Source organism: Sphingomonas sp. DC4900, assembly GCF_049896485.1.
Taxonomy (GTDB): Bacteria; Pseudomonadota; Alphaproteobacteria; order Sphingomonadales; family Sphingomonadaceae; genus Sphingomonas; species Sphingomonas aquatilis.
Genome location: NZ_JAFCUK010000001.1, coordinates 361,406 through 387,114, shown reverse-complemented (window position 1 = coordinate 387,114; position 25,709 = coordinate 361,406). Strand labels below are relative to the sequence as shown.

Annotated in this window: 25 protein-coding genes and 1 riboswitch; of the genes, 10 read left to right on the top strand and 15 right to left on the bottom strand. The window is 69.5% G+C overall.

Features of this window, described 5'->3' with window-relative positions; genetic code table 11:
* Positions 1-56 precede the first annotated feature (56 nt).
* On the top strand, positions 57-965 hold the full coding sequence (rarD, locus tag ACP690_RS01860; RefSeq protein ID WP_426259961.1) for an EamA family transporter RarD: 909 nt from the start codon (positions 57-59) through the stop codon (positions 963-965).
* Here the strand turns inward: rarD and ACP690_RS01855 are convergent.
* Positions 932-1,930: a PfkB family carbohydrate kinase gene (locus ACP690_RS01855; RefSeq protein WP_426259960.1), complete on the bottom strand. Its 999-nt coding sequence runs from the start codon at positions 1,928-1,930 to the stop codon at positions 932-934. The two genes, rarD and ACP690_RS01855, sit on opposite strands and share 34 nt — an antisense overlap.
* 180 nt (positions 1,931-2,110) lie before the next feature.
* Between ACP690_RS01855 and ACP690_RS01850 the strand changes: the two genes are divergently transcribed.
* A complete protein-coding gene (locus ACP690_RS01850) occupies positions 2,111-3,421 on the top strand; it encodes a glycoside hydrolase family 130 protein (protein ID WP_331362128.1) in 1,311 nt (436 codons plus the stop codon).
* Positions 3,422-3,464: 43 nt separating this feature from the next.
* Here the strand turns inward: ACP690_RS01850 and nudC are convergent, their stop codons facing one another.
* Genes nudC through mutY form a run of 3 tightly spaced genes read right to left on the bottom strand, consistent with a single transcriptional unit; the run spans position 3,465 to position 6,777 of the window.
* Positions 3,465-4,358: an NAD(+) diphosphatase gene (nudC, locus tag ACP690_RS01845; RefSeq protein ID WP_426259959.1), complete on the bottom strand. Its 894-nt coding sequence runs from the start codon at positions 4,356-4,358 to the stop codon at positions 3,465-3,467.
* On the bottom strand, positions 4,355-5,722 hold the full coding sequence (locus ACP690_RS01840) for a serine hydrolase domain-containing protein (RefSeq protein WP_426259958.1): 1,368 nt from the start codon (positions 5,720-5,722) through the stop codon (positions 4,355-4,357). Before ACP690_RS01840 ends, nudC begins: the two co-directional genes overlap by 4 nt.
* A complete protein-coding gene (gene mutY / locus ACP690_RS01835; protein WP_426259957.1) occupies positions 5,719-6,777 on the bottom strand; it encodes an A/G-specific adenine glycosylase in 1,059 nt (352 codons plus the stop codon). Before mutY ends, ACP690_RS01840 begins: the two co-directional genes overlap by 4 nt.
* A gap of 26 nt (positions 6,778-6,803) precedes the next feature.
* On the opposite strand from mutY, the gene ACP690_RS01830 reads away from it, so the two are divergent.
* The 4 genes from ACP690_RS01830 to ACP690_RS01815 all read left to right on the top strand — a co-directional run bounded on the left by ACP690_RS01830 (position 6,804) and on the right by ACP690_RS01815 (position 12,341).
* The gene (locus ACP690_RS01830; RefSeq protein WP_226341869.1) at positions 6,804-7,316 is read left to right on the top strand and encodes a DUF721 domain-containing protein; all 513 of its coding nucleotides are present in this window, start codon (positions 6,804-6,806) and stop codon (positions 7,314-7,316) included.
* Positions 7,316-7,993: a DsbA family protein gene (locus tag ACP690_RS01825; RefSeq protein ID WP_426259956.1), complete on the top strand. Its 678-nt coding sequence runs from the start codon at positions 7,316-7,318 to the stop codon at positions 7,991-7,993. The genes ACP690_RS01830 and ACP690_RS01825 overlap by 1 nt, the downstream gene beginning before the upstream one ends.
* Before the next feature lie 14 nt (positions 7,994-8,007).
* Positions 8,008-8,742, top strand: a complete 735-nt coding sequence (locus ACP690_RS01820; RefSeq protein WP_426259955.1) for a thioredoxin domain-containing protein — start codon at positions 8,008-8,010, stop codon at positions 8,740-8,742.
* A 209-nt stretch (positions 8,743-8,951) separates the two neighbouring features.
* Positions 8,952-12,341: a chromosome segregation SMC family protein gene (locus tag ACP690_RS01815; RefSeq protein WP_426259954.1), complete on the top strand. Its 3,390-nt coding sequence runs from the start codon at positions 8,952-8,954 to the stop codon at positions 12,339-12,341.
* Here the strand turns inward: ACP690_RS01815 and ACP690_RS01810 are convergent.
* Positions 12,283-12,489: a hypothetical protein gene (locus tag ACP690_RS01810; RefSeq protein WP_331362120.1), complete on the bottom strand. Its 207-nt coding sequence runs from the start codon at positions 12,487-12,489 to the stop codon at positions 12,283-12,285. The genes ACP690_RS01815 and ACP690_RS01810 overlap by 59 nt on opposite strands.
* A 118-nt stretch (positions 12,490-12,607) precedes the next feature.
* Between ACP690_RS01810 and ACP690_RS01805 the strand changes: the two genes are divergently transcribed.
* The 3 genes from ACP690_RS01805 (at position 12,608) to ACP690_RS01795 (ending at position 16,033) form a co-directional block, all read left to right on the top strand.
* Positions 12,608-13,855 carry a putative DNA modification/repair radical SAM protein gene (locus ACP690_RS01805; protein ID WP_426260022.1) on the top strand — a complete coding sequence of 416 codons (1,248 nt, stop codon included), beginning with the start codon at positions 12,608-12,610 and terminating at the stop codon, positions 13,853-13,855.
* A gap of 64 nt (positions 13,856-13,919) precedes the next feature.
* A complete protein-coding gene (locus tag ACP690_RS01800) occupies positions 13,920-14,402 on the top strand; it encodes a hemerythrin domain-containing protein (protein WP_017980259.1) in 483 nt (160 codons plus the stop codon).
* A 236-nt stretch (positions 14,403-14,638) separates the two neighbouring features.
* Positions 14,639-16,033 (top strand): UdgX family uracil-DNA binding protein, encoded by a 1,395-nt coding sequence (locus ACP690_RS01795; RefSeq protein WP_426259953.1) that lies wholly within the window; start codon positions 14,639-14,641, stop codon positions 16,031-16,033.
* A gap of 421 nt (positions 16,034-16,454) precedes the next feature.
* Here ACP690_RS01795 and ACP690_RS01790 read toward each other — a convergent pair whose 3' ends face one another.
* Complete coding sequence (locus tag ACP690_RS01790) at positions 16,455-17,249, bottom strand: aldo/keto reductase (RefSeq protein WP_426259952.1); 795 nt, start codon at positions 17,247-17,249, stop codon at positions 16,455-16,457.
* Positions 17,250-17,323: 74 nt separating this feature from the next.
* Here ACP690_RS01790 and ACP690_RS01785 point away from each other — a divergent pair, with 74 nt between their 5' ends.
* Complete coding sequence (locus ACP690_RS01785) at positions 17,324-17,962, top strand: DedA family protein (RefSeq protein WP_426259951.1); 639 nt, start codon at positions 17,324-17,326, stop codon at positions 17,960-17,962.
* Here the strand turns inward: ACP690_RS01785 and ACP690_RS01780 are convergent.
* From ACP690_RS01780 to ACP690_RS01740, 9 genes are all read right to left on the bottom strand, one after another.
* A complete protein-coding gene (locus ACP690_RS01780) occupies positions 17,953-18,651 on the bottom strand; it encodes a DJ-1/PfpI family protein (protein WP_426259950.1) in 699 nt (232 codons plus the stop codon). The two genes, ACP690_RS01785 and ACP690_RS01780, sit on opposite strands and share 10 nt — an antisense overlap.
* A 19-nt stretch (positions 18,652-18,670) precedes the next feature.
* Positions 18,671-18,748, bottom strand: a riboswitch (ZMP/ZTP riboswitch).
* Positions 18,749-18,754: 6 nt separating this feature from the next.
* Positions 18,755-20,155 (bottom strand): hypothetical protein, encoded by a 1,401-nt coding sequence (locus tag ACP690_RS01775; protein WP_426259949.1) that lies wholly within the window; start codon positions 20,153-20,155, stop codon positions 18,755-18,757.
* 4 nt (positions 20,156-20,159) lie between these two features.
* Positions 20,160-20,669: a DUF2306 domain-containing protein gene (locus tag ACP690_RS01770; RefSeq protein WP_426259948.1), complete on the bottom strand. Its 510-nt coding sequence runs from the start codon at positions 20,667-20,669 to the stop codon at positions 20,160-20,162.
* 220 nt (positions 20,670-20,889) lie between these two features.
* Positions 20,890-21,396 carry a hypothetical protein gene (locus ACP690_RS01765; protein ID WP_426259947.1) on the bottom strand — a complete coding sequence of 169 codons (507 nt, stop codon included), beginning with the start codon at positions 21,394-21,396 and terminating at the stop codon, positions 20,890-20,892.
* 11 nt (positions 21,397-21,407) lie between these two features.
* Positions 21,408-21,971: a demethoxyubiquinone hydroxylase family protein gene (locus tag ACP690_RS01760; RefSeq protein WP_241890331.1), complete on the bottom strand. Its 564-nt coding sequence runs from the start codon at positions 21,969-21,971 to the stop codon at positions 21,408-21,410.
* A complete protein-coding gene (locus ACP690_RS01755) occupies positions 21,968-22,462 on the bottom strand; it encodes a disulfide bond formation protein B (RefSeq protein WP_063686688.1) in 495 nt (164 codons plus the stop codon). Before ACP690_RS01755 ends, ACP690_RS01760 begins: the two co-directional genes overlap by 4 nt.
* On the bottom strand, positions 22,459-23,811 hold the full coding sequence (locus tag ACP690_RS01750; protein ID WP_426259946.1) for a S41 family peptidase: 1,353 nt from the start codon (positions 23,809-23,811) through the stop codon (positions 22,459-22,461). The genes ACP690_RS01755 and ACP690_RS01750 overlap by 4 nt, the downstream gene beginning before the upstream one ends.
* A gap of 215 nt (positions 23,812-24,026) precedes the next feature.
* Entirely contained in the window at positions 24,027-25,286 is a 1,260-nt protein-coding gene (locus tag ACP690_RS01745; RefSeq protein ID WP_426259945.1) for a murein hydrolase activator EnvC family protein, read from the bottom strand.
* Positions 25,286-25,708 (bottom strand): 23S rRNA (pseudouridine(1915)-N(3))-methyltransferase RlmH, encoded by a 423-nt coding sequence (locus ACP690_RS01740; protein ID WP_426260021.1) that lies wholly within the window; start codon positions 25,706-25,708, stop codon positions 25,286-25,288. The genes ACP690_RS01745 and ACP690_RS01740 overlap by 1 nt, the downstream gene beginning before the upstream one ends.
* Between the last annotated feature and the right edge of the window lies 1 nt (position 25,709).

The window sequence follows — 25,709 nt, the reverse complement described above, 5'->3', positions numbered from 1 at the left end:
CAAGGAAAAGCGCCGCACGCTTGCCTCACCCCGATCGACCCGGCACAGCGCGCACCATGTCCGCCGCCTCCTCCACCCGCACCGGTCTGCTCCAAGGCATCGGCGCTTATACCTTGTGGGGGGCGCTGCCGCTTTACCTGCACCTGCTGTCGGGCGTCCCGCCGCTCCAGGTGATCGCACACCGCGTACTCTGGTCGCTGGTCCTGCTGGCGGTGATCGTCGTCGCCACCGGGCGATTACGCCCGCTGCTCGCCGTTGCACGCGGCCGTACCTTGCTGATGCTGGCGGGCAGCGCGACGCTGATCGCGATCAACTGGTTCGTCTATATCTGGGCGGTCGATAACGCGCATCTGGTCGAAGCGAGCCTCGGCTATTTCATCAACCCGCTGGTCAATGTCGCGCTCGGGACGCTGTTGCTGCACGAGCGGCTGGGCCGGGTGCAGGCCATCGCGATCGGCCTCGCCGCGTGCGGCGTGCTCATCTTCGCGCTGAACGGCGGCGGCGCGATCTGGATCTCGCTCACGCTGGCGCTCAGCTTCGCCTTCTACGGCTTCCTGCGGAAGATTTGCGCGATCGATTCGCTCGGCGGGCTGACCGTCGAAACCGCGCTGATCGCACCCGTCGCGCTCGCCATCCTGATCGCCGCCGGGCGCAACGGCACGTCCGCCTTCGGCAGCGGGACGGGGATGGACCTGCTGCTCGTCCTCGCCGGCCCCGTCACCGCCGCGCCGCTGCTGCTGTTCGCCGCCGCCGCGCGCACGCTGCGCTACACGACGATCGGCCTGCTCCAGTTCATCGCGCCGACCCTCCAGTTCCTCGAAGCGGTGTTGCTCTATCACGAGCCCGTACGCCCGGCGCAGCTCGCCACCTTCGCACTGATCTGGGCCGGGTGCGGCCTGTATGCGTGGAGCAGCGTCGCGGCCGCCGCGGCTCAGCGACGCACGTCCAGCCCGCCGGCCAGATAAGCATCGAGGTCCGCCTGCCGAAACAGCGCAGCATCGCCGGGCAGCGAATGTTTGAGCGCGGTTAGCGCCACGCCCGCCTCCGCCGCCGCCGCGATTCCCTGTCCCCGGCGCAGCGCGTGCAGCACGCCCGCCGCAAAGGCATCGCCGCCGCCGATCCGGTCGACGATCCTTGCCAGCGTCACCTGCGGCGTCTCCACCCAGGTCTCGCGCGCGTCGATCCGCGCCGACAGATAATGGAGGTCGACATTCTCGACCGTCCGCGCGGTCGAGGCGATCGTCTGGAGCGTCGGAAACGCCGCGAACGCCGCCTCTGCCGCGGCGCGCGCATCACCCGCTTCGAACGGCGTGCCGAGCAGCAGCGCGATATCGCGATGGTTGCCGAAGAACAGGCTGGCGCGCGCGACCAATTGCGTCAGCAGACCACGCGGATCGCCGTCCCACCGCTCCCACAGTTTCGCGCGGTAGTTGCCGTCGAACGAGATCGGGATGTTGCGCGCCGCCGCCGCCTCGACCGCGGCGATCGCGCTCTGTGCCGCCACCGCGCCCAACGCCGGGGTGATCCCCGACAGATGCAGGCCATCGACGCCGTCGAGTAGCGCATCCCAGTCCCACGCCGATGTCGGCGCCTCGGCAAAGGCGGAATGCGCCCGGTCGTAGATCACCTCGGTCGCGCGCATCCCGGCACCGGAGGTGACGAAATACAGCCCCATCCGCGCGCCGCCCAGCGCGATGCCGCGCGTATCGACGCCATGGCCGCGCAACGTCGCGATCGCGGATCGGCCGAGGTCGTTGTCCGGCACCTGGCTGGCAAAGCGCACGTCATGGCCCAGCCGCGCGAGCGCCGTCGCGACATTCGCCTCGGCCCCCGCGACCCAGACGTCCAGCTTCGGCGTCTGCAACAGCAGCTCGCGCCCCGGCGGCGACAGGCGCAGCATGATCTCGCCGAATGCCAGCAACGTCCCCATGAACCCCCTCCCGATCCGTTCCGCCCGCCTGCCACGTCACCGCGCACCCGACCAGATGAAATATGCGTCCATCATGTGAGAAGGACAGGATCGGCAACATTTCCTGACAGGATGGACCGATAGGCGACGGACCCGCCGCGCCGGTTCGCGCGTCTATCGCGACAACCTCTGGAGGGTGCCTTGGCCGCAACGTTCGTCCGCCATCTGAAGCCGACGCTGCTTCCCGATCCCAAGCGTACCGTGATCCGCCCCTTCCTGCCCGAAGACCCCGCCCCGTTCGCGGTCGAGGGCGCGCCGCGCGGCGACCGGATCGTCGATCGCCTGCTCGCACTCGACGATGCGCGCACCGCCGACCTCGTCGAGGCGATCGTCGAGGGCCTCGGCGCCCGCCATCGCGAAGTGCCCGCACTGCTGCTCCGCCGGTTCGACGAGGTCGCGGCGCAACTCGATCTGCCGCCCGATTTGTCGGAAGCGCGCCGCATGCTGATCGGCGGCTATTGCAGCGCCGAATATTCGTTCGAAGCCGCCGCGCTGTTCAACCCCAGCATCGTCCCCCATCCCGACCAGAGCGAATGCGCGGACGGCGCGATCCGCTTCGTCCTGTCGCTGCGCGGGATCGGCGAGGGGCATTTGTCCTCCGTCACCTTCCGCACAGGCACCTGGGGGCCGGACGACGACGACCTCGTCCTCCATCCGCCCGGACCGCAGGGCGTGCCGCCGGTGGTGGAGGAACCCGATCCCGAACTCGTCCGCCAGATCGGCGCCAAGGCCCTGGTGCAGCTCAACTGTCGCGACGCGCGCGAGCCGTCCGAAACCGTGCTGTTCCCCGTCGTCCCCAGCCAGAGCCGCGGGATCGAGGACCTGCGCCTCGTCCAGTTCCGCGAGGACGACGGCCGCACCACCTATATGGGCAGCTATACCGCCGTCTGCGCCGAAAGCGCGCGGCAGGAACTGCTTCAGACCGACGATTTCCGCCTGTTCCACATGCACCCGGTCGAAGGGCCGGTGGCGAGCGGCAAGGGCATGGCGCTCTTCCCGCGGAAGATTGGCGGCCAATTCGCCGCGCTGTTCCGCCACGACAATGAAAACCTGTGGTACGCCACCAGCGACACCCCGCTCGCCTGGGACCACCCGGTCCGGATCATGGAGCCGGCATACCCCTGGGAATTCGTGCAGATCGGCAATTGCGGCTCTCCGATCGAAATCGACGAGGGCTGGCTGGTCCTCACCCATGGCGTCGGCATGGTCAGAAGCTATTGCATCGGCGCGGCTTTGCTCGACCGCGACGATCCGACGAAGGTGCTCGGCCGCCTGCCCGAACCGCTGATCGCACCCGATGGCGAAACCTGGGACGGCTATGTCCCGAACGTCGTCTATTCCTGCGGCGCTATGGTCCGCGGCCGCACGCTGCTGCTCCCCTATGCCCTCGCCGACGACATGACGAGCTTCGCCATCGCGCCGCTGGACGACCTCATCGCCGCGATGCGCTGACCAAATAAGTCCTCCCCCTTGCGGGGGAGGACTTCGACCCGCTTTACCCCTCAGCCCACACCGTCAGCAGCGTATGCGCGATCGCATAGGGCGGCGGCGGCAGGAACGGACCCGGTTCGCCCGCCAGCACCGCACGCACCACGTCGCGCTCCACCCAGATCGCATCCTCCAGCTCGTTAGTGTCGAGCGTGATCGTATCGTCCTCCGCCCGGCCAATACAGGCGATCATCAGCGACGACGGGAACGGCCAGGGCTGGCTCGCGACATAGCGCACGTCGGTGACGCGCACGCCCGCCTCCTCGACGATCTCGCGCGCCACCGCTTCCTCCACCGATTCGGCAGGCTCGACGAAGCCGGCGAGCGCCGAATAGCGCCCCTCGGGCCAGCCCTTGCCGCGCCCCAGCAGCGCGCGGCCGTCATGTTCGGCGATCATGATGACGACCGGGTCGACGCGCGGGAAATGCTCGGTCGCACAGACTTCGCACTGCCGCCCCCATCCGCCGCGGAACAGGTGCGTCGTGCCGCCGCAGCGGGCGCAGAAGCGATGGCGGCTGTGCCAGTCGATCAGGCTGCGCGCCGCGGCATAGGTCGCCGCCTCGCCCGGTTGAAGGCCGGCGAGCAGGCCCATCAGCGCCGGGCTGCGCATCGCCGGCACCGTGCCACCGCCACTCTGCGGCAACAGCGCGGCGACATGCGCGCGGCGGGCCTCATCCAGCCCCAGCAGAATGACCTCGGCGTCCTCCGGCAGCTCGGCAAGGCTGTCCCACACCAGTCGCCCGTCGTCGTCCGCCGCCGGCATCAACCCGTCGAGCCGCAGCAATCGCGCACGCCAGTCGAGCTTCGCCGCCAGCGCCTCCGGATCGTGGCGCAGCGCATCGGCGCGATCGAGCGTGCCGCCCGTAAACCCGATGGCCGTCAAACCAGGCGCGACGCTCATCGCTTGAACCGCGACAGATCGGCGGCCAGCGCGCGCACCGTCTCCTGCCGCACCGGCCAGCGATCGGCGGGGAAGTAATTGACCATGATCGTACCGCGCACCTTCTTCACCGGATCGACGAACGCCACCGTGCCCGCCGCACCGCCCCAGCCATAGGTGCCCTTGGAGGGCATGCCCCCCGGCCCATCGGCGAGATACACCGAACCGCCCGCGCCGAAGCCCATCGGCGTCGCGGCCTGCGTGCCCCCGGTATTGCCATCCACCCCGCCGAAGGTGACGCCCGCCGGCAGCAGGTTCGACATGGCGAGCCGCACCGTCTCAGGCTTCATGACCCGCACACCGTCCAGCGTGCCCTCATCGGCCAGCATATGCAGGAACCGGTCATAGTCGCGCGCTGACATGACCAGGCCGGCGCCGCCATAGGGAAAGCTCGGCGGCTTCAACCACACCGACGTCGCACCGGGATCGAGCGGCGACAGTTGATCGCCGACGATCGCGTAATTGGTCGCGAGGCGCGATGCGTCGCGCGCCGGCACGGTCCAGAAGCTCGACGTCATCTTCAAGGGGTCGAACAGGCGCTGCTGGACGAAGCGGTCGAACGGCATGCCCGATGCCACCTCGATCACGCGGCCCATCACGTCGAGGCCGATCGAATAATGCCAGCGCGTGCCCGGCTGGTAGACCAGCGGGATGCTCGCGACGCGATCGGCGAAGTCGGCAAGCGTCGCGGGCCGGGTGCGCCGCGCCGCCGCCTCGATCCGCGTGTTCACCGCCGCCGGCAGGATACCCTTCGCTTCCAGCAGCTTGAGCAGGGGGCCCTTGGCGTTGATATTATAGCCCAGGCCCGACGTATGGGTCAGCAACTCGCGGATCGTGATCTCGCTTTTCGCCGGCACCGAATCGAGCGTCACATCCGGATTGGTGAAGACGCGCATCTGCTTGAAGGCGGGGATATATTTGGACAGCGGGTCGTCGAGGCCGATCTTGCCCTCTTCGATCAGGATCATCGCCGCCATCGCCGTCACCGGCTTGGTCATCGAATAGACGCGCCATAGCGTATCGGGCGTCGCGGCGGGCGCATTGGCGTCGGTGGCGATCCGCCCGGCCGAGACGAACCAGGTCGGCCGATCGCCAACACCGAAAGCGCCGACGATGCCCGGCATCTTGTCGTCGCGGACATAGCCGTCGAACAGCGCCTGCGTCCCCGGCAGCACCGCACGAGCCAGCGTATCGACCGACCCGCGCTGCGCGACCGCTGGCGCGGGCGCAGCCGCGGGCGCGGCCTGGCGTGCCTGCCCCGCAAACCCCGCGCTCGCGACCAGCGCCACCAGACCAACACCGACGATCCCGTGAACGCGCCTCATCCATCCCTCCTCAGCACCGCCGCGGCGGCTTTTGCGAACAGCGTCGGCAGGCCGGCGCGATCCAGATCGTCGATCGGCCACCATTCGCCGTGAAGCGGGTGATGGCCCTCGCCTTGCGCCACGGCAAGCGCCAGTTGCAGATCGAAATGGGTAAAACCGTGCGCGACAGTTGCGTTGCGCAACTCCCACGCCGCCGCGACCGGCGCATCGGCGAGGCCCGGCGGCGCATCGTCCCACGGCCCGGTCGGCAGCGCGCGCATCCCGCCGAGCAACCCCTTGCCCGGCCGCCGCACCAGCCACACCGCGCCGTCGCGCTCCAGCCAGAAGATCGTGCCGTGGCGCCGCGGCTTGGCTTTCTTCGCCGCCTTCACCGGCAGCCGCTCGGGATCGCCCTCGCGGAACGCCCGGCACTCGCCCTGCAACGGGCAGAGTAGGCACGATGGCTTCTTGGGCGTGCAGATGCCGGACCCCAGATCCATCATCGCCTGTGCAAAGTCGCCCGCGCGCGCCTCCGGCGTCACCCGATCGGCCGCGGCGCGGATCGCCACGCGCACACCCGGCAGCGCCTCGCGAATCGCGAACAGCCGCGCGACGACGCGCTCGACGTTGGCATCGACCACCACGGCGCGCTGCCCGAAAGCGATCGCCGCCACCGCCGCCGCGGTATAGGCGCCCAGGCCCGGCAGCGTCCTGAGCGTCGCCTCATCTGGGGGGAACGCGCCATTATGCTCCGCCACCACGACCTTCGCCGCGGCCACCAGATTGCGCGCCCGGGCGTAATAGCCCAGCCCCGCCCAGGCGGCCATCACCTCCGCCTCGTCCGCTGCCGCAAGAGCATCGAAGTCGGGCCAGCGCGCCACCCACGCCTCGAACCGCGGCCGCACCGCCGCCACGGTCGTCTGCTGGAGCATTACCTCCGACAGCCACACGCGATACGGGTCCGCCGTCTCGCCGGGCAGCGCCCGCCACGGCAGCGCGCGGCGGTGAACGTCGTACCAGGCGAGTAGAAGCGGCGCGATCGCCGCAGGTTCGGGATAAGAGCGTGTAGCGTCCACGCATCCGCTATGGCATGGAGCCGCGGATGAGCAAGCGCGCCCGCGCCACCGATACCGAAGCCCCCCGCCAGAATCGCGCCCGCGCGGTCAGCGAACTGCTGCCCGCGATCCATGGCGCCGCGTTCAAGCGATTTGGCTTCGTGCAGAGCGCGCTCGTCACGCGCTGGCCGGAGATCGTCGGCGAACGCTGGGCGGCGGCATCGGCACCCGAATCGCTGCGCTTCCCGCCGGGGCAGAAGGCGGACGGCGTGCTCACCATCGTCGTGCGCGGCGCGCATGCCCCGATGATGCAGCATATCGCGCCCGAGATCGTCGAGCGGGTCAACCGCTTCTTCGGCTATGCCGCGGTCGCGAAGCTGACGATCCGCCAGGGCGACGTCGCCAAGCGTATGCCGCGCAGCGCCCCCGCCGCCCCGCGTGAGGCGCCCGCCGAGATCGGCGAAGGGTTGAAGACGATCGCCGACCCCGAATTGCGCGCCGTGCTCGAAGCTCTCGCCGCCGGCGTCCACGCGCCGCGCACCCTGCCCAGGATCAGCTGATGACGCTTTCCCGTTTGCTTCCGATCGCGCTTCTCACGGTCGCCGCCACCGCGCCCGTCACCGACTGGTCGGCCGCGCCCGCGCGCCAGACCGCCAAGGGCGCCTATGTCTTCGGCAATCCCGCCGCGCGCGTGAAGCTGATCGAATATGGCAGCTACACCTGCCCGCACTGCGCCGTCTTCGCCAAGGAGAGCGAGGCGGAGCTGAAGGGCAAGATGATCCGCTCGGGCGGGCTCAGCCTCGAATACCGCCACCTGATCCGCGATCCCGCCGATCTCGGCGCCGCGATCCTCGCCCGCTGCGCAGGGCCCCGCGGTTTCGCGGGCGCGCATGCGATGATCTTCGCGACGCAACCGGTGTGGCTGAAGAAGGTCGGCGAGTATCAGGCGGCGCATCCCGATATCGATACCAAGCCGCCGATCGTCCAGGCGCGCACCTATGCCGATGCCGGCGGTCTTACCGCCGCGATGCGCGCGCGTGGCCTGACACCGGCCCGGATCAACGCCTGTTTCGCCGACAAGGCAGAGGTCGCGCGGATCACCGCAATGACCGGCGACGCGCCGATCGAGGTGAACAGCACCCCCAGCTTCTACGTCGACGGCACGCTGCAACCGCCGGGCGACTGGAACACCCTCGCCCCCGTGCTGCGTGCCAAGGGCCTCAAGTCATTTTCGTGATGGAGCGTAACGCCATGAAGACTCGCCTCACCGCCGCCTTGCTCGTCCTGCCGCTGGCGCTCAACGCCTGTTCGAAGGACGGCACCGGCACCCCCGCCGCGCCCGCCAGCCCCGTCGCCGCCGTCGCCGCGCCGTCAGGCCAGAACTGGACCGACGTCGTCTCGCGCACCGCGGAGGGCACGATCGTCGGCAACCCGAACGCGCCGATCAAGGTCGTCGAATATGGCTCGCGCCTGTGCCCGGTCTGCGGCGCCTTCGCGCGCGACGGCTTCGAATCGCTGATGAACTATGTGAAGAGCGGCAAGGTCAGCTTCGAATACAGGGAGTTCCTGGTCCATGGCGCGCCTGACGTGCCGCCGGCACTGCTCGGCAATTGCGCGGACAAGGCCGCCTTCTTCCCGATCCTCGAACAGATGTATCAGCAGCAGGAGGGCTTCCTCAACAAGCTCCAGGCGATGACGCCCGCGCAGCAGCAGCAGTTGCAGACCGCCAAACCCGTCGACGCGATCAAGATGATGGCGCAGCAGATGGGCCTGATCGACTTCGCCAAGCAGCGCGGCATCCCCGAAGCCAAGGCGATGCAGTGCCTGGGCGACATGAGCCAGATCGACCGCTGGACCAAGCAAACGCAGGACAAGGGCGCCGACGGCACCGTCACCGGCACGCCGACGCTCCTCATCAACGGCAGAAAGACCGACGTCAGCAGCTGGGGCCAGTTCGAACCGCTGCTCAAGGCCGCGGGCGCGTAAAGGGTTTTCGCGCGAAGACGCGAAGACGCAAAGAGGTCAGGCTTGGCGCCGCAGGCATTCCCCTCTCGCACCCGAGCCGCATAGGCGATGGGTGCTGAAAAGGGGCGGCTGCGCCGCATGGGCGACCTCTTCGCGTCTTCGCGTCTTCGCGTGAATCAAAATACACCGCCCCGCTTGCCACCGCACAATAGAACAGCCACCCCACCCTCGTGCAGATCAAGCGGCTCCGCATTGCCGGGTTCAAAAGCTTCGTCGACCCCGCCGACCTCCATATCGAGCCGGGGCTAACCGGCGTCGTCGGCCCCAATGGCTGCGGCAAGTCCAACCTGCTCGAAGCGCTCCGCTGGACGATGGGCGAATCGAGCGCGAAGTCGCTGCGCGGCGCGGGGATGGAGGACGTCATCTTCGCTGGCACCGCGACGCGCCCGCCGCGCGCGTTCGCCGAAGTCTCGATCCTGCTCGACGCCGCTGACGGTGACGAGCGCGAAGTCGTCCGCCGCATCGAACGCGGCGCCGGCAGCGCCTATCGCATCGACGGCCGCGACGTCCGCGCCAAGGACGTCGCGCTCCTGTTCGCCGACGCTGCCACCGGCGCGCACAGCCCCGCGCTCGTCAGCCAGAACCGGATCAGTGCGGTCATCGCCGCCAAACCCGCCGAACGCCGCGCGATGCTGGAGGAAGCGGCGGGCATTGCCGGCCTCCACGTCCGCCGCAAGGACGCCGAACAGAAACTGCGCGCGACCGAGGCGAACCTCGAGCGCCTCGGCGAACTGATCGCCGATCAGGACGCGCGCGCCGCCTCGTTACGCCGCCAGGCCCGCGCCGCCGAACGCTATCGCGAGCTGTCGGCGAAGATCCGCCTCGCCGAAGCGCGCATGATCTTTGCCCGCTGGCGCGACGCTGCTGCCGCCGCCGATGCCGCACGCGCCGAAGCGACCGCCGCCGACACCCGCGTCACCGAGACGACCGACGCCGAACGCATCGCCGCCGCCGCAAAGGCCGACGCCATGGCCGCCGTCGCCACCACCCGCGCCGCCGCGCTCGCCGCACGCGACGCCGCCAACGACCTCGGCCACCGCCTCACCACGCTCCGCGCGCAACGCGCCGCCGCCGCGCGCCGGGTGAGCGAATTGGACGAGGCGCGCCGCCGCATCGCCGACGACCGCGCGCGCGAAGGCACGCTCGCCGCCGACGCCGCGCAGGCGCTCGCCCGGCTGGCCGACGAGGTGAAGGCGCTCGACCGCGCGATCCTCTCCGCCGCCGACGAGGCCCCCCGCCTCGACGCGACGCTCGCCGACGCCGAACGCCACGCCCGCGATGCCGAAGTCGCCCTCGCCCAGGGCCTCGCGCGTCAGGCGAGCGAGGCCGCCGAAACCCGCGTCGCCGATGCCGCGCTGGCCGCTGCCCGCACCCGTGCCGACCGCGCCCGCCGCGACGTCGCACAGGTCGCCCAGGCGCTCGCCGCGCTGGGCGACGCCGCCCCGCTCGCCGCCGCCCGCGACGAGGCCGCCACACGCCGGCAACAGGCCCTCGCCCGCGCCGAAGACGCCCGTGCCGCCCTTGGCCAGGCAGAAGCGGAGGAGCGCGCCGCCATCGCCGGCCGCGACGCCGCCGAAACCACCCGCGCCGCCGCCCGCGCCGACCTCGCCCAGATCGATGCCGAGATCGCCGCGCTTACCCGCGCCACCCAGCGGACGGGCAAGCAAAAGCTGCTCGATCGCCTCGCCCCCGCCGCCGGCTACGAACGCGCGCTCGCCGCCGCGCTTGGCGACGAGCTGGAGGGCGACCCCGCCGCCTGGACCGGTGCCACGCCGCAGCCGGGCGATCCCGCCCCGCCGCCCGGCACGACGTCGCTTGCCGACCACGTCACCGCCCCCGCCGCGCTTGCCCGCCGCCTCGCCCAGTCCTTCGTCGCCGATACCGACGACGGCCAGCCGCTCGCGGTCGGCCAGCGCCTCGTCACCCCGGCCGGGCACACGCGCCGCTGGGACGGCCATGTCGCGAGCGGCAGCGGTGCCGCCGCGGCGGAGCGGCTCGAACGCCTCAACCGCCTGAAAACCCTGCAGGCGGCACGCCCCGCCGCCGCCGCCATCGCGGAGGCCGCCGACACCGCCCGCGCCGACATCGACCGCCGCATCGCCGCCGCCCGGACGGCCGCGCAAGCCGCCCGATCCGCCCTCACTCAGGCCGACACCGCCATCCGCGATGCCGAACGCGCCGAAGACCGCGCCACCACCGCGCTCGAACGCCTCGCCGGGCAGCGCGCCGATCTCGACGCCCGCGCGTTGCGCGTCGCCACCGAACACGACGAGGCCGAGGCAGACCGCGCCGCCGCCGAAACCGCGCGCGCCGCTCTGCCCGACGGCCGCGACAGCGCCGCCGCGGTCGCCGCCCTCTCCGCCGTCGCCGAGCGCTGCCGCACCGCCGTCGCGCAGGCGCGTGGCGAGCGCGCCGCGCTCGACCGCGCGGTCCAGTCCAACCGTGAGAGGCTAGCCGCCGCGCAAGCCGACACCCGCAGCTGGCGCGCCCGCGCGGGCGAGGCCGCCAAGCGCATCGCCGACATGGACGTCCGAGAGGTCGCGCTCGCCAAAGAGGCTGCCGATGCCGCCGATCGCCCCGCCGCGCTCGACGGCGCCATCGCCACCGCCCATGCCGAACATGACGCCGCCCGCCGCGACGCGGATACGCACGCCGCCGCCGAGCGCGACGCCGATGCCGCCGCCCGTCGCGCCGACGACGCGCAACGCCGCGCGATCGAGGCGCTGTCGCAGGCCCGCGAAGCCCGCGCCGGCGCCGCCGCCCGCCTCGAATCGCAGGAATTGCGCCGCGTCGAGATGGGCCGCCTGTCGGGCGAACGTTTCGAATGCCCCGCGCCCGTGCTGCCCGAACGCCTCGGCTTCGCCGGCGCCGACGTCGGCACACCCGCCGCGGAAAGCAGCGCGCACGAACGCCTCACCGCCGATCGCGAGCGCATCGGCCCGGTCAACCTCGTCGCGGAACGCGAACTCGCCGAGCTGGAAGCCACCGGCAAAAGCAACGCCGCCGAACGCGACGAATTGGTCGAGGCCGTCCACCGCCTGCGCGGCTCGATCGGCACGCTCAACCGCGAAGGCCGCCAGCGCCTCACCGCCGCGTTCGAAGCGGTCGACGGCCATTTCCGCCGCCTGTTCACCACGCTGTTCGACGGGGGCGCCGCGCACCTTGCACTGGTCGATTCGGACGATCCGCTCGAGGCGGGGCTGGAGATCATGGCGCAGCCACCCGGCAAACGCCTGCAATCACTCACATTGCTCTCAGGCGGCGAACAGGCGCTGACCGCGGTCGCGCTGATCTTCGCCTTGTTCCTCACCAACCCCGCGCCGATCTGCGTCCTCGACGAGGTCGACGCGCCGCTGGACGACGCCAATATCGAACGCTTCTGCGACCTGCTCGACCGGATGACGCGCGAAACGCAGACCCGTTATCTGATCGTCACGCACAATGCGGTGACGATGAGCCGCATGCACCGCCTGTTCGGCGTCACCATGGTCGAACGCGGCGTCAGCCGGCTGGTATCGGTCGATCTGGGCGGCGCGACCAGCCTGCTCGCGGCGGAATAGCGGCGCGCAGGCCGGCGAGTACGCGGCCGGTATAGGCCAGGCACATCGCCTGATGTGCCGCCGCCGCGGCGGGATGGTCCGCCTGGATCGATCGCACTGCTTCGGCGAACGAGCGCGCGGACAGATAGGGCATGTCCTCTGTCGTCATCTCCGACTCTCCTTGCCGGACCTTATCGCGCATCATCATTGCGGGGCGATGACTGAGGCTAAAAATCGTGTTGCCTCCGCCCCTTGCCCGCGACGACCGCGGAACGTATATCGAACGCATGGCCCAGCTCGACACCCGCCAGAAGCTGGAAATCCTTGCCGATGCGGCGAAATACGATGCGTCCTGCGCCTCGTCGGGCACCGCCAAGCGCAACAGCCGGGACGGCAAGGGCCTGGGCTCGACCGAGGGCATGGGCATTTGCCACGCCTACGCCCCCGATGGTCGCTGTATCAGCCTGTTCAAGATCCTGCTGACCAACAGCTGCATCTTCGATTGCCATTATTGCATCAACCGCAAGAGCAGCAACGTCCGCCGCGCGCGCTTCACCGCCAAGGAGGTCGTCGACCTGACGATCGCCTTCTACAAGCGCAACTATATCGAGGGGCTGTTCCTTTCGTCCGGCATCATCAAATCGTCGAACTACACGATGGAGCAGATGGTCGAGGTCGCGCGGTCGTTACGCGAAGACCATCACTTCCGCGGCTATATCCATCTCAAGACGATTCCCGACGCCGATCCGGAGCTGGTCCATCAGGCCGGCCTCTACGCCGACCGCGTCTCGATCAACGTCGAACTGCCGACGGTCAGCGGCTTGAAGCGGCTTGCCCCCGAGAAGGACGGCACCCGCATCGAAGGCGCGATGCGCGACGTGAAGGGCGCGATCGCCGACAATGGCGACGCGCGCAAGAAGTACAAATCCGCCCCCCGCTTCGCCCCCGCCGGCCAGTCGACGCAGATGATCGTCGGCGCCGACGCCGCGACCGATGGCGAGATCGTCGCGCGTGCCTCGACGCTGTACGATCGCTTCGGCCTGCGCCGCGTCTATTACAGCGCGTTCAGCCCGATCCCCGACGCCAGCACCGTGCTGCCGCTACAACGCCCGCCGCTGATGCGCGAACATCGCCTCTACCAGTCCGACTGGCTGATGCGCTTCTACGATTACAGCCCGGCCGAGGTCGTCGCCGCCGCCGACGACGCCACCGGCATGCTGCCGCTCGACATCGACCCGAAGCTCGCCTGGGCGCTCAAATTCCGCGACCGCTTCCCGGTCGACGTCAACCGCGCGCCCCGCGAGATGCTGCTCCGCGTTCCGGGCCTGGGCGTAAAGGCGGTCGACCGCATCGTCGCCACCCGTCGCTGGCGCCGCCTGCGTTTGGACGATGTCGCGCGCCTGACGGTCAGCGTCGCCAAGGTGCGCCCCTTCATCGTCGCAGAGGATTGGCGCCCGGTTCTGCTCAGCGACCGCGCCGACCTGACCCCGCTCGTCGCGCCCAAAAAGCAGCAGCTCGAACTCTTCGCCGCGTGAGAATGACTCGCGGGTGAAACGCGGCGCGCGTTCGCCGGTTTGGCGATGCGAAGGAGACACACCCATGGCCCTCGCCGACATCTACGCAGACCTGAAGCGCGACCACGACAAGCAGCGCAAGATGCTGAAGGACCTCGCCGAGCTGACCGATACGGCCAAGCGCGGAAAGCTGTTCGAAACCTTCCGCCTCGAAGTGCAGGCACATGCCGCCGCCGAGGAGGAATCGCTCTACGCCACGATGCTACGCGACCCCGAACTGCGCGACGACGCGCGCCATTCGGTGTCCGAGCACAAGGAGGTCGATGACCTGCTCGCCGAGATGACCGAACTGGAGGTGTCGTCGGACGAGTGGAACGAGAAGTTCTTCCACATGCGCCGTCGCTACGAACACCACATCACCGAGGAAGAGGAAGAGATGTTCCCCGCCGCGGCCGACGAGCTGGACAGCAAGACCGAGAAGGAACTCGCCGCAATCTATGAAGAGCGCAAGCCCGAGGAACTGAAGCTCGCCAAGGAAAAGCCCGCCGGCGGCGACGACCGCGACTGACCAGTGAGGCTCGGTACGCCTGCCCCACTTACCCCGTCACCCCGGACTTGGTCCAGGGTCCACCGGCCCGCGGGGGGACGGCTTGCGCTACTTTCTACATCGCCTGCCCCAAACACCTCGTCACCCTGGACTCGTTCCGGGGTCCACTCTGCGGCGAGGGGGATGGCTGGGGCCTCTTGCTGTTCCCTCGCGGCCCGGTGGACTCCGGAACAAGTCCGGAGTGACGAAAGAGTGTGATGCGCATAATCACCCTCCCCACCCCCGACGACTTCGACGCGTGGCGCGACGCCGCCCGCCCGCTCGCCGCAGCCGGCGTCCCCCCGGATGACATCGTCTGGCAGGTCGGCGACACCCCCGCCGGCCTGTTCGCCACCGCCGCCGACAACACGCCCCCGCCGCCCGCCAGCGGCACCCTTTCCGTCCCCCGCGCCTTCATCGATCTCGCCCGCAGCGTCGTCCTGTCGAGCGATCCCGAACGGTTCGCGCTCCTCTACACCGCGCTCGCCCGACTGCGCCGCGAACCGAAACTGATCGAGGATCAGGCCGACCCGCTGGTCCGCCGTCTCGAAGGCCTCGCCAAATCGGTTCGCCGCGACATCCACAAGATGCGCGCCTTCCTCCGCTTCCGCGAGGAACAGGACGATGAGGGCACGCGCTACGTCGCTTGGTTCGAACCCGACCATCATATCGTCCGCGCCAACGCCGCCTTCTTCGTCAACCGCTTCGCATCCATGCGCTGGTCGATCCTGACGCCGGAGGTCTCGCTCCACTGGGACGGCAAGGCGCTGGCCGAAGGACCCGGCGCGCAAAAGGCGGACGCCCCCGACGGCGATCCCACCGAAGAGGTGTGGAAGACCTATTACGCCAGCATCTTCAATCCCGCGCGCGTCAAGATCGGCGCGATGCTGAAAGAGATGCCGCGGAGGTATTGGAAGAACATGCCCGAAACCGCGCTGGTCGGGCAGCTGATCGCCGGCGCACAGGCACGGGAAAGCGGCATGATCACCCAGTCACGCGAGGCGCCGGCCATCGGCGACAATGCCACCGCCGCCTGGGCGGCGCTGCGCGAGGAAGCGGCGGCCTGCACCCGCTGCCACCTCTACAAACATGCGACGCAGACCGTCTTCGGCGAAGGCCCGGTCGATGCGCCGCTGATGTTCGTCGGCGAACAGCCCGGCGACCAGGAGGACCTCGCCGGCACGCCGTTCGTGGGCCCCGCCGGGCAGGTGTTCAACCGCGCCATCGCCGAAGCCGAGATCGACCGCGCCCGCGTCTACGTCACCAACGCGGTGAAGCACTTCAAATTCGAACAGCGCGGCAAGCGCCGTATCCACGCCAAGCCCGACACCGGCGAAATCCAGGCCTGCCGCTGGTGGATCGAACAGGAACAGATGCTTATCCGCCCGCGCGTCACGGTCGCCCTCGGCGCCACCGCCGCGCGCTCGCTGCTCGGCCGAACGGTCACGATCGGCCGCGAACGCGGCAAAGCCATCACCCTCCCCGACGGCGGCGAGGCCTGGATCACCGTCCACCCGAGCTACTTGCTGCGCCTGCCCGACGAAACGCAAAAGGCCGAGGAATACGCCCGCTTCGTCGAGGACCTGAAACAGGCGAAGGCGGTGCTAGGCTGACGTTGAACCCTCCCCGGGACCCTATGCGGAAACTCCCCCTCCACCACCGGACTGCGTCCGGCGGTCCCCCTCCCCCGCTAAAGCGAGGGAGGACTGACACAACCCAAGTCCTCCCCCGCCAGGGGGAGGTGGCACCGCAAAGCGGTGACGGAGGGGGAGGTACGCGACACCCTCGCGACATACGCGATGCCGACAACCGCTCCGACCCCGACCACATCGTCTCGGTGCAACGAATCTGTTGGACGCCCTCTGCAACAAGGCGTTGGCACGGCAGGGGAATTCCCAGTCGCTGTCTTACATCGACCCATTCGGATAGATCGAATCTCTAGGATCGCTCGTTCTCATCATCACGTCGCGTGCGGAACCGATAAGGCCAAACCGTTTCCGCCAAGGTGTTCATATTGCCCTTGTCGCAGACGCATCACATTGCCCGCGCGTCCTCGCCCATCCGCTCCTGCCGGTCGAGCGCATCGATCGCCGCCATATCCTCGTCGTCCAGCGTCAGGTCCGCCGCTGCGAAATTGTCGCGCATATGTTCCGGATCGGCGGCCTTCGGGATCACCGAAAAGCCATGCGCCAGATGCCAGGCCAGCACCACCTGTGCCGCCGACCGCGCATGCTTGTCCGCGATGCGTACGATCGCCGCGTCCTGCAACAGGTCGCCGCCCTGCCCCAGCGGGCTCCAACTCTGCGTTACGATGCCATGCGCCTCGTGATACGCACGCTCTTCCAGCCGCTGGTGCCGCGGGTGCAGCTCGATCTGGTTGAGCACCGGCGTCACGCCCGTCGCATCGATGATCGCGTCGAGATGCTCAGGGAGAAAGTTCGACACGCCGATCGATCGCGTCTTGCCCGCGTCACGCAGGCGCACCAGCGCCTTCCACGCCTCGACATATTGCCCCTGCCCCGGCGCGGGCCAGTGGATCAGGTACAGGTCGACCGCGTCCATCCCCAGCAGCGCCAGGCTTTCGTCCAGCGCCGCCTCGGGATCGCCCTGCCGGTCGTTCCACAGCTTGGTCGTGACGAAGGCCTCGCTGCCCGCCAGCCCTTCGCCGACGCCGCGTTCGTTGCGATAGATCGCCGCGGTGTCGATCAGCCGATATCCGGCATCGAGCGCGCCGCGCACCACCAAAGGTGCCTGTGCATCGGGCAGTTTCCAGGTGCCGAAGCCCAATTGGGGCATGGTCCGGCCATCGTTCAGCGTCAGATCGGTCATCGTCGCACAGCGTCCCAGCAGCGTATCCGGTTCCCCCTTCCCTAAACCCGTGCGATCCGCCAAGCCCCACGCCCATGTTCGAGAAAATCCTGGGCGTCCTCGCCACCTTCACGATCTGGGTCATCTCCAGTGGCGGCTACTTCGGCATCGCGATCCTGATGGCGATCGAAAGCGCCTGCATTCCCCTGCCGTCCGAGATCATCATGCCGTTCGCCGGCTATCTCGTCTCGACCGGCCGCTTCGACCTGTATCTGGCGGCGACCGCGGGCGCGATCGGCTGCAACCTCGGCTCGATCGTCGCCTATGAGATCGGCAAGCGCGGCGGCCGCCCGGTGGCGGAACGCTGGGGCCGCTATCTGCTGATCGGCCCGGGTGAGCTCGACGCCGCCGATCGCTTCTTCGCGCGCTGGGGCTCGATCGCGGTACTGATCGGCCGCCTGCTCCCCGTCATCCGCAGCTTCATCGCCTTCCCGGCGGGCGTCGCGCGGATGCGGCTGGTGCCCTTCCACGTCTACACCTTCCTCGGCAGCTGGCCGTGGTGCTTCGGCCTCGCCTGGGTCGGCATGAAGCTGGGCAGCAAGTGGGACAGCGACCCCCGCGTCAAGGCCGCCTTCCACCGCGCCGACCTCGCGATCGGCATCGTCCTGATCGCCCTCGTCGCCTTCTACATCTGGCACCGCGTCCGCGGCCTGAAGCGCACGCCTCAGGCCTGAACCCGCCGCTTGGCAAGCGCACGCAGGTCGTCGTCGCGCGAGGGGACCAGCGCCTGGATGCGCCGCTCGACCGCCGCGACGATCTCTGGCCCCGCCCGTTCGGGCGTGCCGCTGTCGAACGGCGGGCGCGGATCATATTCGAGGCTCAACTGCACCGCTTTCGCATGCGCCTCGCCGCGTAACAGCGCGGTCAGCGTCAGCGCAAAGTCGATCCCCGCGGTGACGCCGCCGCCCGTCACCCGGTTGCGATCGATCACCACCCGCTCCGCCACCGGCGTGGCGCCGAACAGCGGCAGCATATGCCGCTGGCCCCAGTGGCACCCCGCGCGATAGCCATCGAGCAGCCCCGCAGCCCCCAGGATCAGTGACCCGCTACATACGCTCGTCACCCACTGCGCCTCGCGCCCGATCCGCGTCACCCATCCCATCGCGGCATCATCGGCGATCACGCCATTGACCCCGAGTCCGCCGGGCACGCACAGGATGTCGGCGCGATCGACGTCCGCCAGCGTCGCCGTCGGCAGGATCGCAAACCCCGCGTCGGTCTGCACGGGCTCCAGCGTCTTCCACACGAGATCCAGTCGCGCATTACCCAGCCGCGACAGCACCTGCACCGGTCCCGTGAGGTCGAGCTGTGTCACATTGGGGAATAACAGGAAGGCGATACGGATGGGGCTGGACGTCGTCATGACAAGGCTCCTGTGGTCACACGGATGCCCAGGCGCGCGGCGATCGCGGTCCGCGCTCCCTTGTGGTGATCCACTGGCGCCAGTCACGCGAACGGGGATGATGCTAGACCCGCCGCACCCGCCAGACAAGCCATCCCAGCATCGGCAGCGCGAGCGCGCACCACCAGCGGAAGCCCACCCAGGGGCTCCAGCCGAACCACTCGCTCGGCAGCGTGCGCAGGACACCGTTGGCGAACGGCCCGGCGATCACCGCCTGCCATACCGGAAAGGCGCTGCCCGGCGGAGCGAAGATCTCTGCCGAGGCGATCGCCGCATTGATCGCGATCGATAACGCCAGCAGCGCGGCCATGCCGATCCGGATGCTGCGGTCGCCGGCATGCGCCCAGGCCGCGGCGAGGCCCAGCGCCAGCGGTGCCACCGCGGGGATCGCGAACCGTGGCCCAGTGGTGTTGCCACCCTGCCAATAGACATAGGCCGCATTGACCAGCAGCACGACGATCGCCGCCAGCGCTGCGGCAACCGCCAGGCTGCGCGTCCGCGGTCGCTGCCCCCACATCCACAGGCCGTAGGGCGCCAGCACCAGCACCGGCGCGACCCAGACCAACCCATAGCGCGCGCCGATCGTCACCTCGCGCAGCACCGACAGCCGCGGCACGCCCAGCCCGAACAGCCCCTGGTGCATGCCCTCCCAGCCGACGACGCCGGCATAGCCGATCCGGAACGGCGTCCCGAAGGCGACGAGATTGTAAGTCGCGAACGGCACCAGCGCGATCGCCCCGCCGATCAGCGCCGCGCCGATCAGCCAGCCGCGATCCGCCCGCTCGCGTGCCGCCCACGCCGCCCATAGGGCCAGCACCGCGCCGGCCAGCACCGCCTGATGCTCGACCACCACCGCCCAGCCGAGCGCCACGCCGGCCAGCAGCGCATGGCCGCTCACCCCCCGCGGCAGGGACAGTCCGCGCCACACAGCCCAGATCGCCACGACATACAGGTCCGCGACCACCGCATGCCCCAACAGCGTCGTCGACCAGCCCCACACCGGCGTACCCAGCGCATAGCCCAGCGCAGCGAACAGCCCCGCGCCCGCGCTGCCGCTCAGCCCCACGCCCAGATCGAACAGCAGCACCCCGGCGAGCGCAGTCAGCAGCGCCGGCCCCATCGCCACCGCCAGCCGCACGCGGAGCCGCAGATAGCGGTCGAAGTCATAGCCCCCGATCGCACTCTCATAATGGCTCGCCCGGTCCCCGGTGACACGATCGGCGATCCACACGGCGGGTAGTGCCATCAGCGTCATGCCCGGTGGCTTGTCCAGATAGGTGCGCCCGCCGAACATCGCCTTGTCGATCGTCAGCGTGGCATAGGGATCGATCGAGGCATCCCCGCGCTCGACCAGCCCGATCGCCGCGTACATCCGCGTCGCCTGATTGTCGTTGCGCTCCCACGATCCGAACCAGACACAGCTCAGCCAGACGAGTGCGAACAGGACGATGCGGACGCCGCGCATGGGCTCAGCCGAACAGCCAGCGCCCGAGCAGCCGGCCGAACGGGAAGGTGAAAAAGCCCGCGATCAGCAGCGCCCCCGTCACCATGCCGCGCACGCTGCCCCGGTGCAGCGCAACCTTGTGGGTGCGCGCCGCATACCACAGCAGCGGCACCTGGATGACGACCCAGGCCGACAGGATATGGATGAAGCTGAAGCCGCCGTTCGTCTCGCGGATGCCGAACGACAGCAATGCGGTCAGCAGCATCGCCGCCGCCCAGATCCAGCCCAATACGCGATGCCGCCTGTCCCCGCGCGGTGACAGCAGGATGACCGGCGTCAGGACGAGGGCGACCAGGATGGTGAGGATATGCGCCCAGACGATCCCCGGCACCAACGCCCATTGCGCCTGCCCGCGAAGGATCGCGGTCAGTACGGCGGCGAGCAGCAGCAGCGCGCCGACCGCCAGCGCCTTTTCATAGGTGTCGGCGGCCCAAGGCTTTACCTGTGTTCCGCCCCGTCCGATCGCCGTCGCCATGTGCGCATCCCCCTGACCACGAGGGTAGCCGACGCGGCACGAGCCGCCAAGTCGTTGGTAGGAGCCACGTCCTCCGCCTCACACCCCCCGTCACCCCGGACTTGGTCCGGGGTCCACCGGGCCGCGGGGGTGGCGCCTGTGCCTCCAGCCGCCCCCCTCGACGCAGAGCGGACCCCGGACCACGTCCGGGGTGACGAGAGAGTGTGAGGCAACCGCCCCCTTACGGAACCCGCGCCTCTTCCGCCTTGCGCGCCTGATTCTCCTTACGCGCCGCCCGCGCGCTCTGGAGGAAGCAGCCGGTCTGTCCGCCGGCCCCCACCGTCGAGCAACTCCCCGTGCTGTTCGCACCGACACCGGCGTCCAGCGTGCCCTGCGCGCGGGCCGCCCAGCTTTCGTTCTGCGGCGTCACCTGGAATTCGCGCAATTCCTTGGGCACGCGATATTGCTCGCGCGCGCTGCGGCGTTCGCACACCACGATTTCCTGCCCGTCGCTGTTCGTCGGGCATCGTTCGTTGCCATAGAGGACGAGCACGCCGTTGATCGGCGCCCGCTTGGCGACCTCGCCCGGTGCCTGGATCACGACCGGCTTGGGCGCGCCGGGCAGCGCCGGCTTCGTGCTGACCGTCTGCGCCGGGGGCTGGGCCGTCGGCTGCGCGCCCTGCGTAAACTCCTGCGCGAACGCGGGGCTGGCGGTCAGCATCAAGGCGGTGGCGATGAAGGCTCGCATGCGTCGTCCTCTCAAATCCTCTTGGCGGTGGCGATCGCGACCTTGCAGCCCAGCCGGATCAGGCCCGACAGGATCGGATAGCCGACCGCCTGTTCCGCGCCCGCGGCCAGCGCATGGTCGCGGTGCTCCAACTCCTCGGCCTGGAAATCGGCGATCGCGTCCGACAATTCGGGATCGCTGTCGCCCAGTTCGTCACGCTGCTGCTGATAGTGTTTGTCGATCTCGGTCTCGACCGCCGCGGTGCAGGCCATCGCCGCATTCGGCCCGATCGCCGCGGTGATCGCACCCAATGCGAAGCCCGCCTTGTCCCAGAACGGCTGGAACAGCGTCGGCCGCACGCCGCGGCGCGCCATCATCGCATCGAAGAACGCGCGGTGCCGCTCCTCTTGGGCGGCCATATGATGGATCGCGCGCGACGCCGGATGCCGATCGCCCAGCACCGCCAGTTGGCCCGCATAGATACGCGTCGCGCCATATTCGCCCGCCTGATCGACGCGGATCATCGCCTTCGTCGCCTCGCGCCGGTCGCCGGGGCGCCAGTGCGGCCTGCGCGCGTTCGCGATCGTCGCGGTCATCGTGCCTTCCTCATCCACCATAGGATCAGCAACGCGCCACCCAGCGAAAAGATCGCGTTGAACCCGGCGAGTGAGATGCCGAACAGCGTCCACTGCGGCGTGTCACAGCGCACCATGGGCGCGTGCATCAGCGCCTCCAGCCGCGCATCCGGGCCCAGCCCGCGCAAGTCGACCGTCTGCGTGCAGGCGGTAAAGCCTTCCCACCAATGATATTCGACGCCGGCATGCGCCACGCCGATCGCACCCGATACCGCGATCAGCAGCGCAGCGATGATCACCAGTCCCTTGGCGATGCTCCGCTGCGGCACGACGAACGCCAGCAGCGCGAACGGCAGCGCCGCATAATGCGGCCAGCGCTGCCAGTGGCACATCTCGCACGGATACAGGTGCCCAACGAGCTGAGAGAACCACGCCCCCGCCAGCAGCGCCGCGGGCAGCAGCAGCGCGAGCGCCCGCGCGCGCCGCTCGGCGGGCGTGAACGCGCGGCTCACTTGCCGCCCGGCCGGCTGGAGGGTACCGGCTTCGTCGCCGCGGCGACCTGCGCCGCGCCGCCCAGCCGCGCGACCGTCTTCAGCGCATAATAGAGCTGGAAATCGTCGATCCCCTGCTTCTTCAACTGCTCCGCGGTCATCGCAAAGCGCGGATCGTCCTTGGTATCTTCCTCGAGGATCTTGTTGTCCGCCTTCACCTCGTTGATCAGGTGGCGGCGCAGGTCGGCCTCGCGGAAGACGGGGCGCGTCTTGATGTCGGGATCGCTGATCTGCGGCACGCGGATATCGGGCTCGATGCCGCCTTCCTGCACGCTGCGGCCCGACGGCGTGTAATAGCGCGCCGTGGTCAGGCGCAGCGCGGTCTGCGGGCCCAGCGGCAGCAGCGTCTGCACCGATCCCTTGCCGAAGCTGCGCTCACCCATGATCAGCGCGCGGTGATGATCCTGCAGCGCGCCCGCGACGATTTCGGACGCCGAGGCCGTACCGGGGTTGGTCAGCACCACCACCGGCAGCCCATGCGCATCGTCACCCGGCTTGGCGAAATAGCGTTCGATATCGCTCTTCTCGCGCCCGCGCTGCGACACGATCTCGCCATGATCCAGGAAGGCGTCGCTCACCGCGATCGCCTGCGTCAGCAAACCGCCGCCATTGTCGCGCAGGTCGACCACATAGCCCAGCGGCCGATGACCCAGGCTTTTGTCGATCGCCAGGATCGCCGCACGCGTATCCGCGCCGGTGCTTTCGGAGAAGGTGTTGATGTTGATGTAGCCGACGTCGCCGCGCACCTCCCACTTCACCGGGCGCTGCACGATCACCTCGCGCGTCATCGTGATGTCGAGCGGCTTGTCCTGTCCGGGGCGGACGATCGTCATACTGATCTTGCTGCCCGGCTTGCCGCGCATCAGCGCCACCGCCTCGTCCAGCGTCTCGCCATAGATCAGCTTGCCGTCGATATGGGTGATGTAATCGCCCGACTTCACACCGGCGCGATAGGCAGGCGTATCCTCCTGCGGCGCGACGACCTTCACCGCGCCGTCCTCCATCTGGACAGTGAGGCCGAGGCCGCCGTAATTGCCCTCGGTCTGGATCTTGAGATTGTCGTAGTCGAGCGCATCGACATAGCTCGAATGCGGATCGAGGCTCGCGAGCATGCCCTCGATCGCGCCCTTGATCAGCTTCTTGTCGTCGACCTTGTCGACGTAATCGGCCTTGATCCGGTTGAAGACGTCGAGAAACTGGTCGAATTCGCGATAGGTATCCGTGTCCACCGCCGCCATCGCCTGCGTGGCGAGCGGGATCAGGGACAGGGAACCGATGATAGCAGTCGCGGTCAGCAGCGGACGGGGCATCGAAAGTCCTGCAAGGCGGGAAAACCCCGCACGTCTATCCCTTTTGCGAGCCGGAGCAAAGCACGGCGAGGCTGAACCGTCGCTGACGGCGCAGCGCGCCTGCTGCCGATCCGGCTATCGCCGCCGCACGGCACCTGCCGTCATTGCGAGCGGGGCGAGGCAATAACGAACCGGAAGACCGGACACGCTTGGTCGACGCGAACCGTCGGGCACCCTCAGCCCAGCAGCGCGGCGATATCCACCGGCCGCCCACGGCGGCGTAATTCGACGGTGATCCGCGGCTCTTCGCCGCCCGCCGCCCTGCCTAGAGGCGCTCCCGCCGCGATCCGCTCGCCCGGCCGAACGCCCGCCGCGGCAAGCCCGGTGACGAGGCTGGTCCAGCCGTCGCCATGGTCGAGGATCACGATCGTGCCATAGCCGCGATACGCCTTGGCATAGCGCACTACGCCCCCCGCCGGCGCCACCACCGGCGCGCCCGCCGCGACCGCAAAGGTCAGCCCGCGCGACCGCACGCCCGCGTCGGAAATCTCGCCCGTCCCGGTGACGAGCCGCCCGCGCACCGGCAGGCGATACGCCCCCGCGGCCGGCACCGGTACGCGCGTGCCGGGCGCCAGTGGGCGCGGCAAGGGGCCGGGCAGTGCCGCCAGATCCGCCGCGGTCGCCTGTGCCACCGCATCGTCACCGAGCGATTCGACCAGGTCCCGCGCGCGTTCGCCCAGCGCCAGCGCCCGATCCTCCTCGCTCATCGCATGGCGCCCGAGCGCGCTGGCGCGACGCCGATGCGCCGCCTCCAGCGTCGCGAGCGCGACCCGGTCCGTCTCCAGCTGCGCTCGCCCGCGGCGCAGCGCCGCCGCGGCGACCGCCGCATCCCGCTCCAGCCCCCGCGTCCGTGCGATCTGCCGCCGCACGCCATCGGTCCGCTGCTGCACCAGCGGCAGCGCCCCGCCCAGCACCGCGCGGACGTGGACGAGGTCGTCGATCGATCCAGGCTGCGCGATCGCGACTACCGCCGGCCGGCGCGCCAAGGCGGTCAGCGCCGCGAGCAATCGCGCGACCGGCGCCTGCTGCGTGGCAAGGGTCGTCTGCTGATCCGCCAGCAATCGCGTGACGATTGCCTGCCGCGCCCGCGCCGCCGCCAGATTGGCCTCCGCCGCCCGCACCCGCGCCGCCAGCGCCGCCTCTTCGGCCCGCGCCTTGTCCGCGGCATTGCGTTCGGCCGCCGCGTCGCGCGCCAACGCTTCGGCGCGACGCGTGGCGATCACCGCGTCGCGCTTGGCCGCGACGAGGCGTTGGCGCTGGTCGGTGACGGGCTGGCTTTCGGCAGGCACCGCGAGTGTGAGGAAAGCGAGACAACAGAATACGACGCGCCTACCCTCACCCTTCGCCGCCTTCGGCGGCTTTTCCCTCTCCCAGCGGGAGAGGGAGGGAGCGGCGTAGCCGCGGAAGGGTGAGGGCGGGTACGGAATGGCAGCCATCACCCCTCCCGATGATAGGGATGCCCCGCCAAAATCGCGGTCGCGCGGAACAGCTGCTCGGCCAGCATCGCCCGCGCCAGCATGTGCGGCCAGGTCGCGCGCCCGAACGACAGCAACAGGTCCGCGCCCGCCCGCTCGGCATCGTCGAAACCGTCGGCGGCGCCGATCAGGAAGCGCAACTCGCGCGTGCCGCTATCGCGCCACCGCTCGATCCGCCGCGCGAAGTCCAGCGAGCCGAGCACCTCGCCCTTCTCGTCCAGCATCACCCGCACCGTCTGCGGCTCCATCGCAGGCACCTTGCCGCCGGTATCGGGCAGTTCGGTGACGCGCGTCGGCCAGACGATCCGCTTCAGATAGCGATCGACCAGCTCCGCCTCGGGCGATCGCCCGATCTTGCCGCGCGCCACGATGTGGAAAAGGATG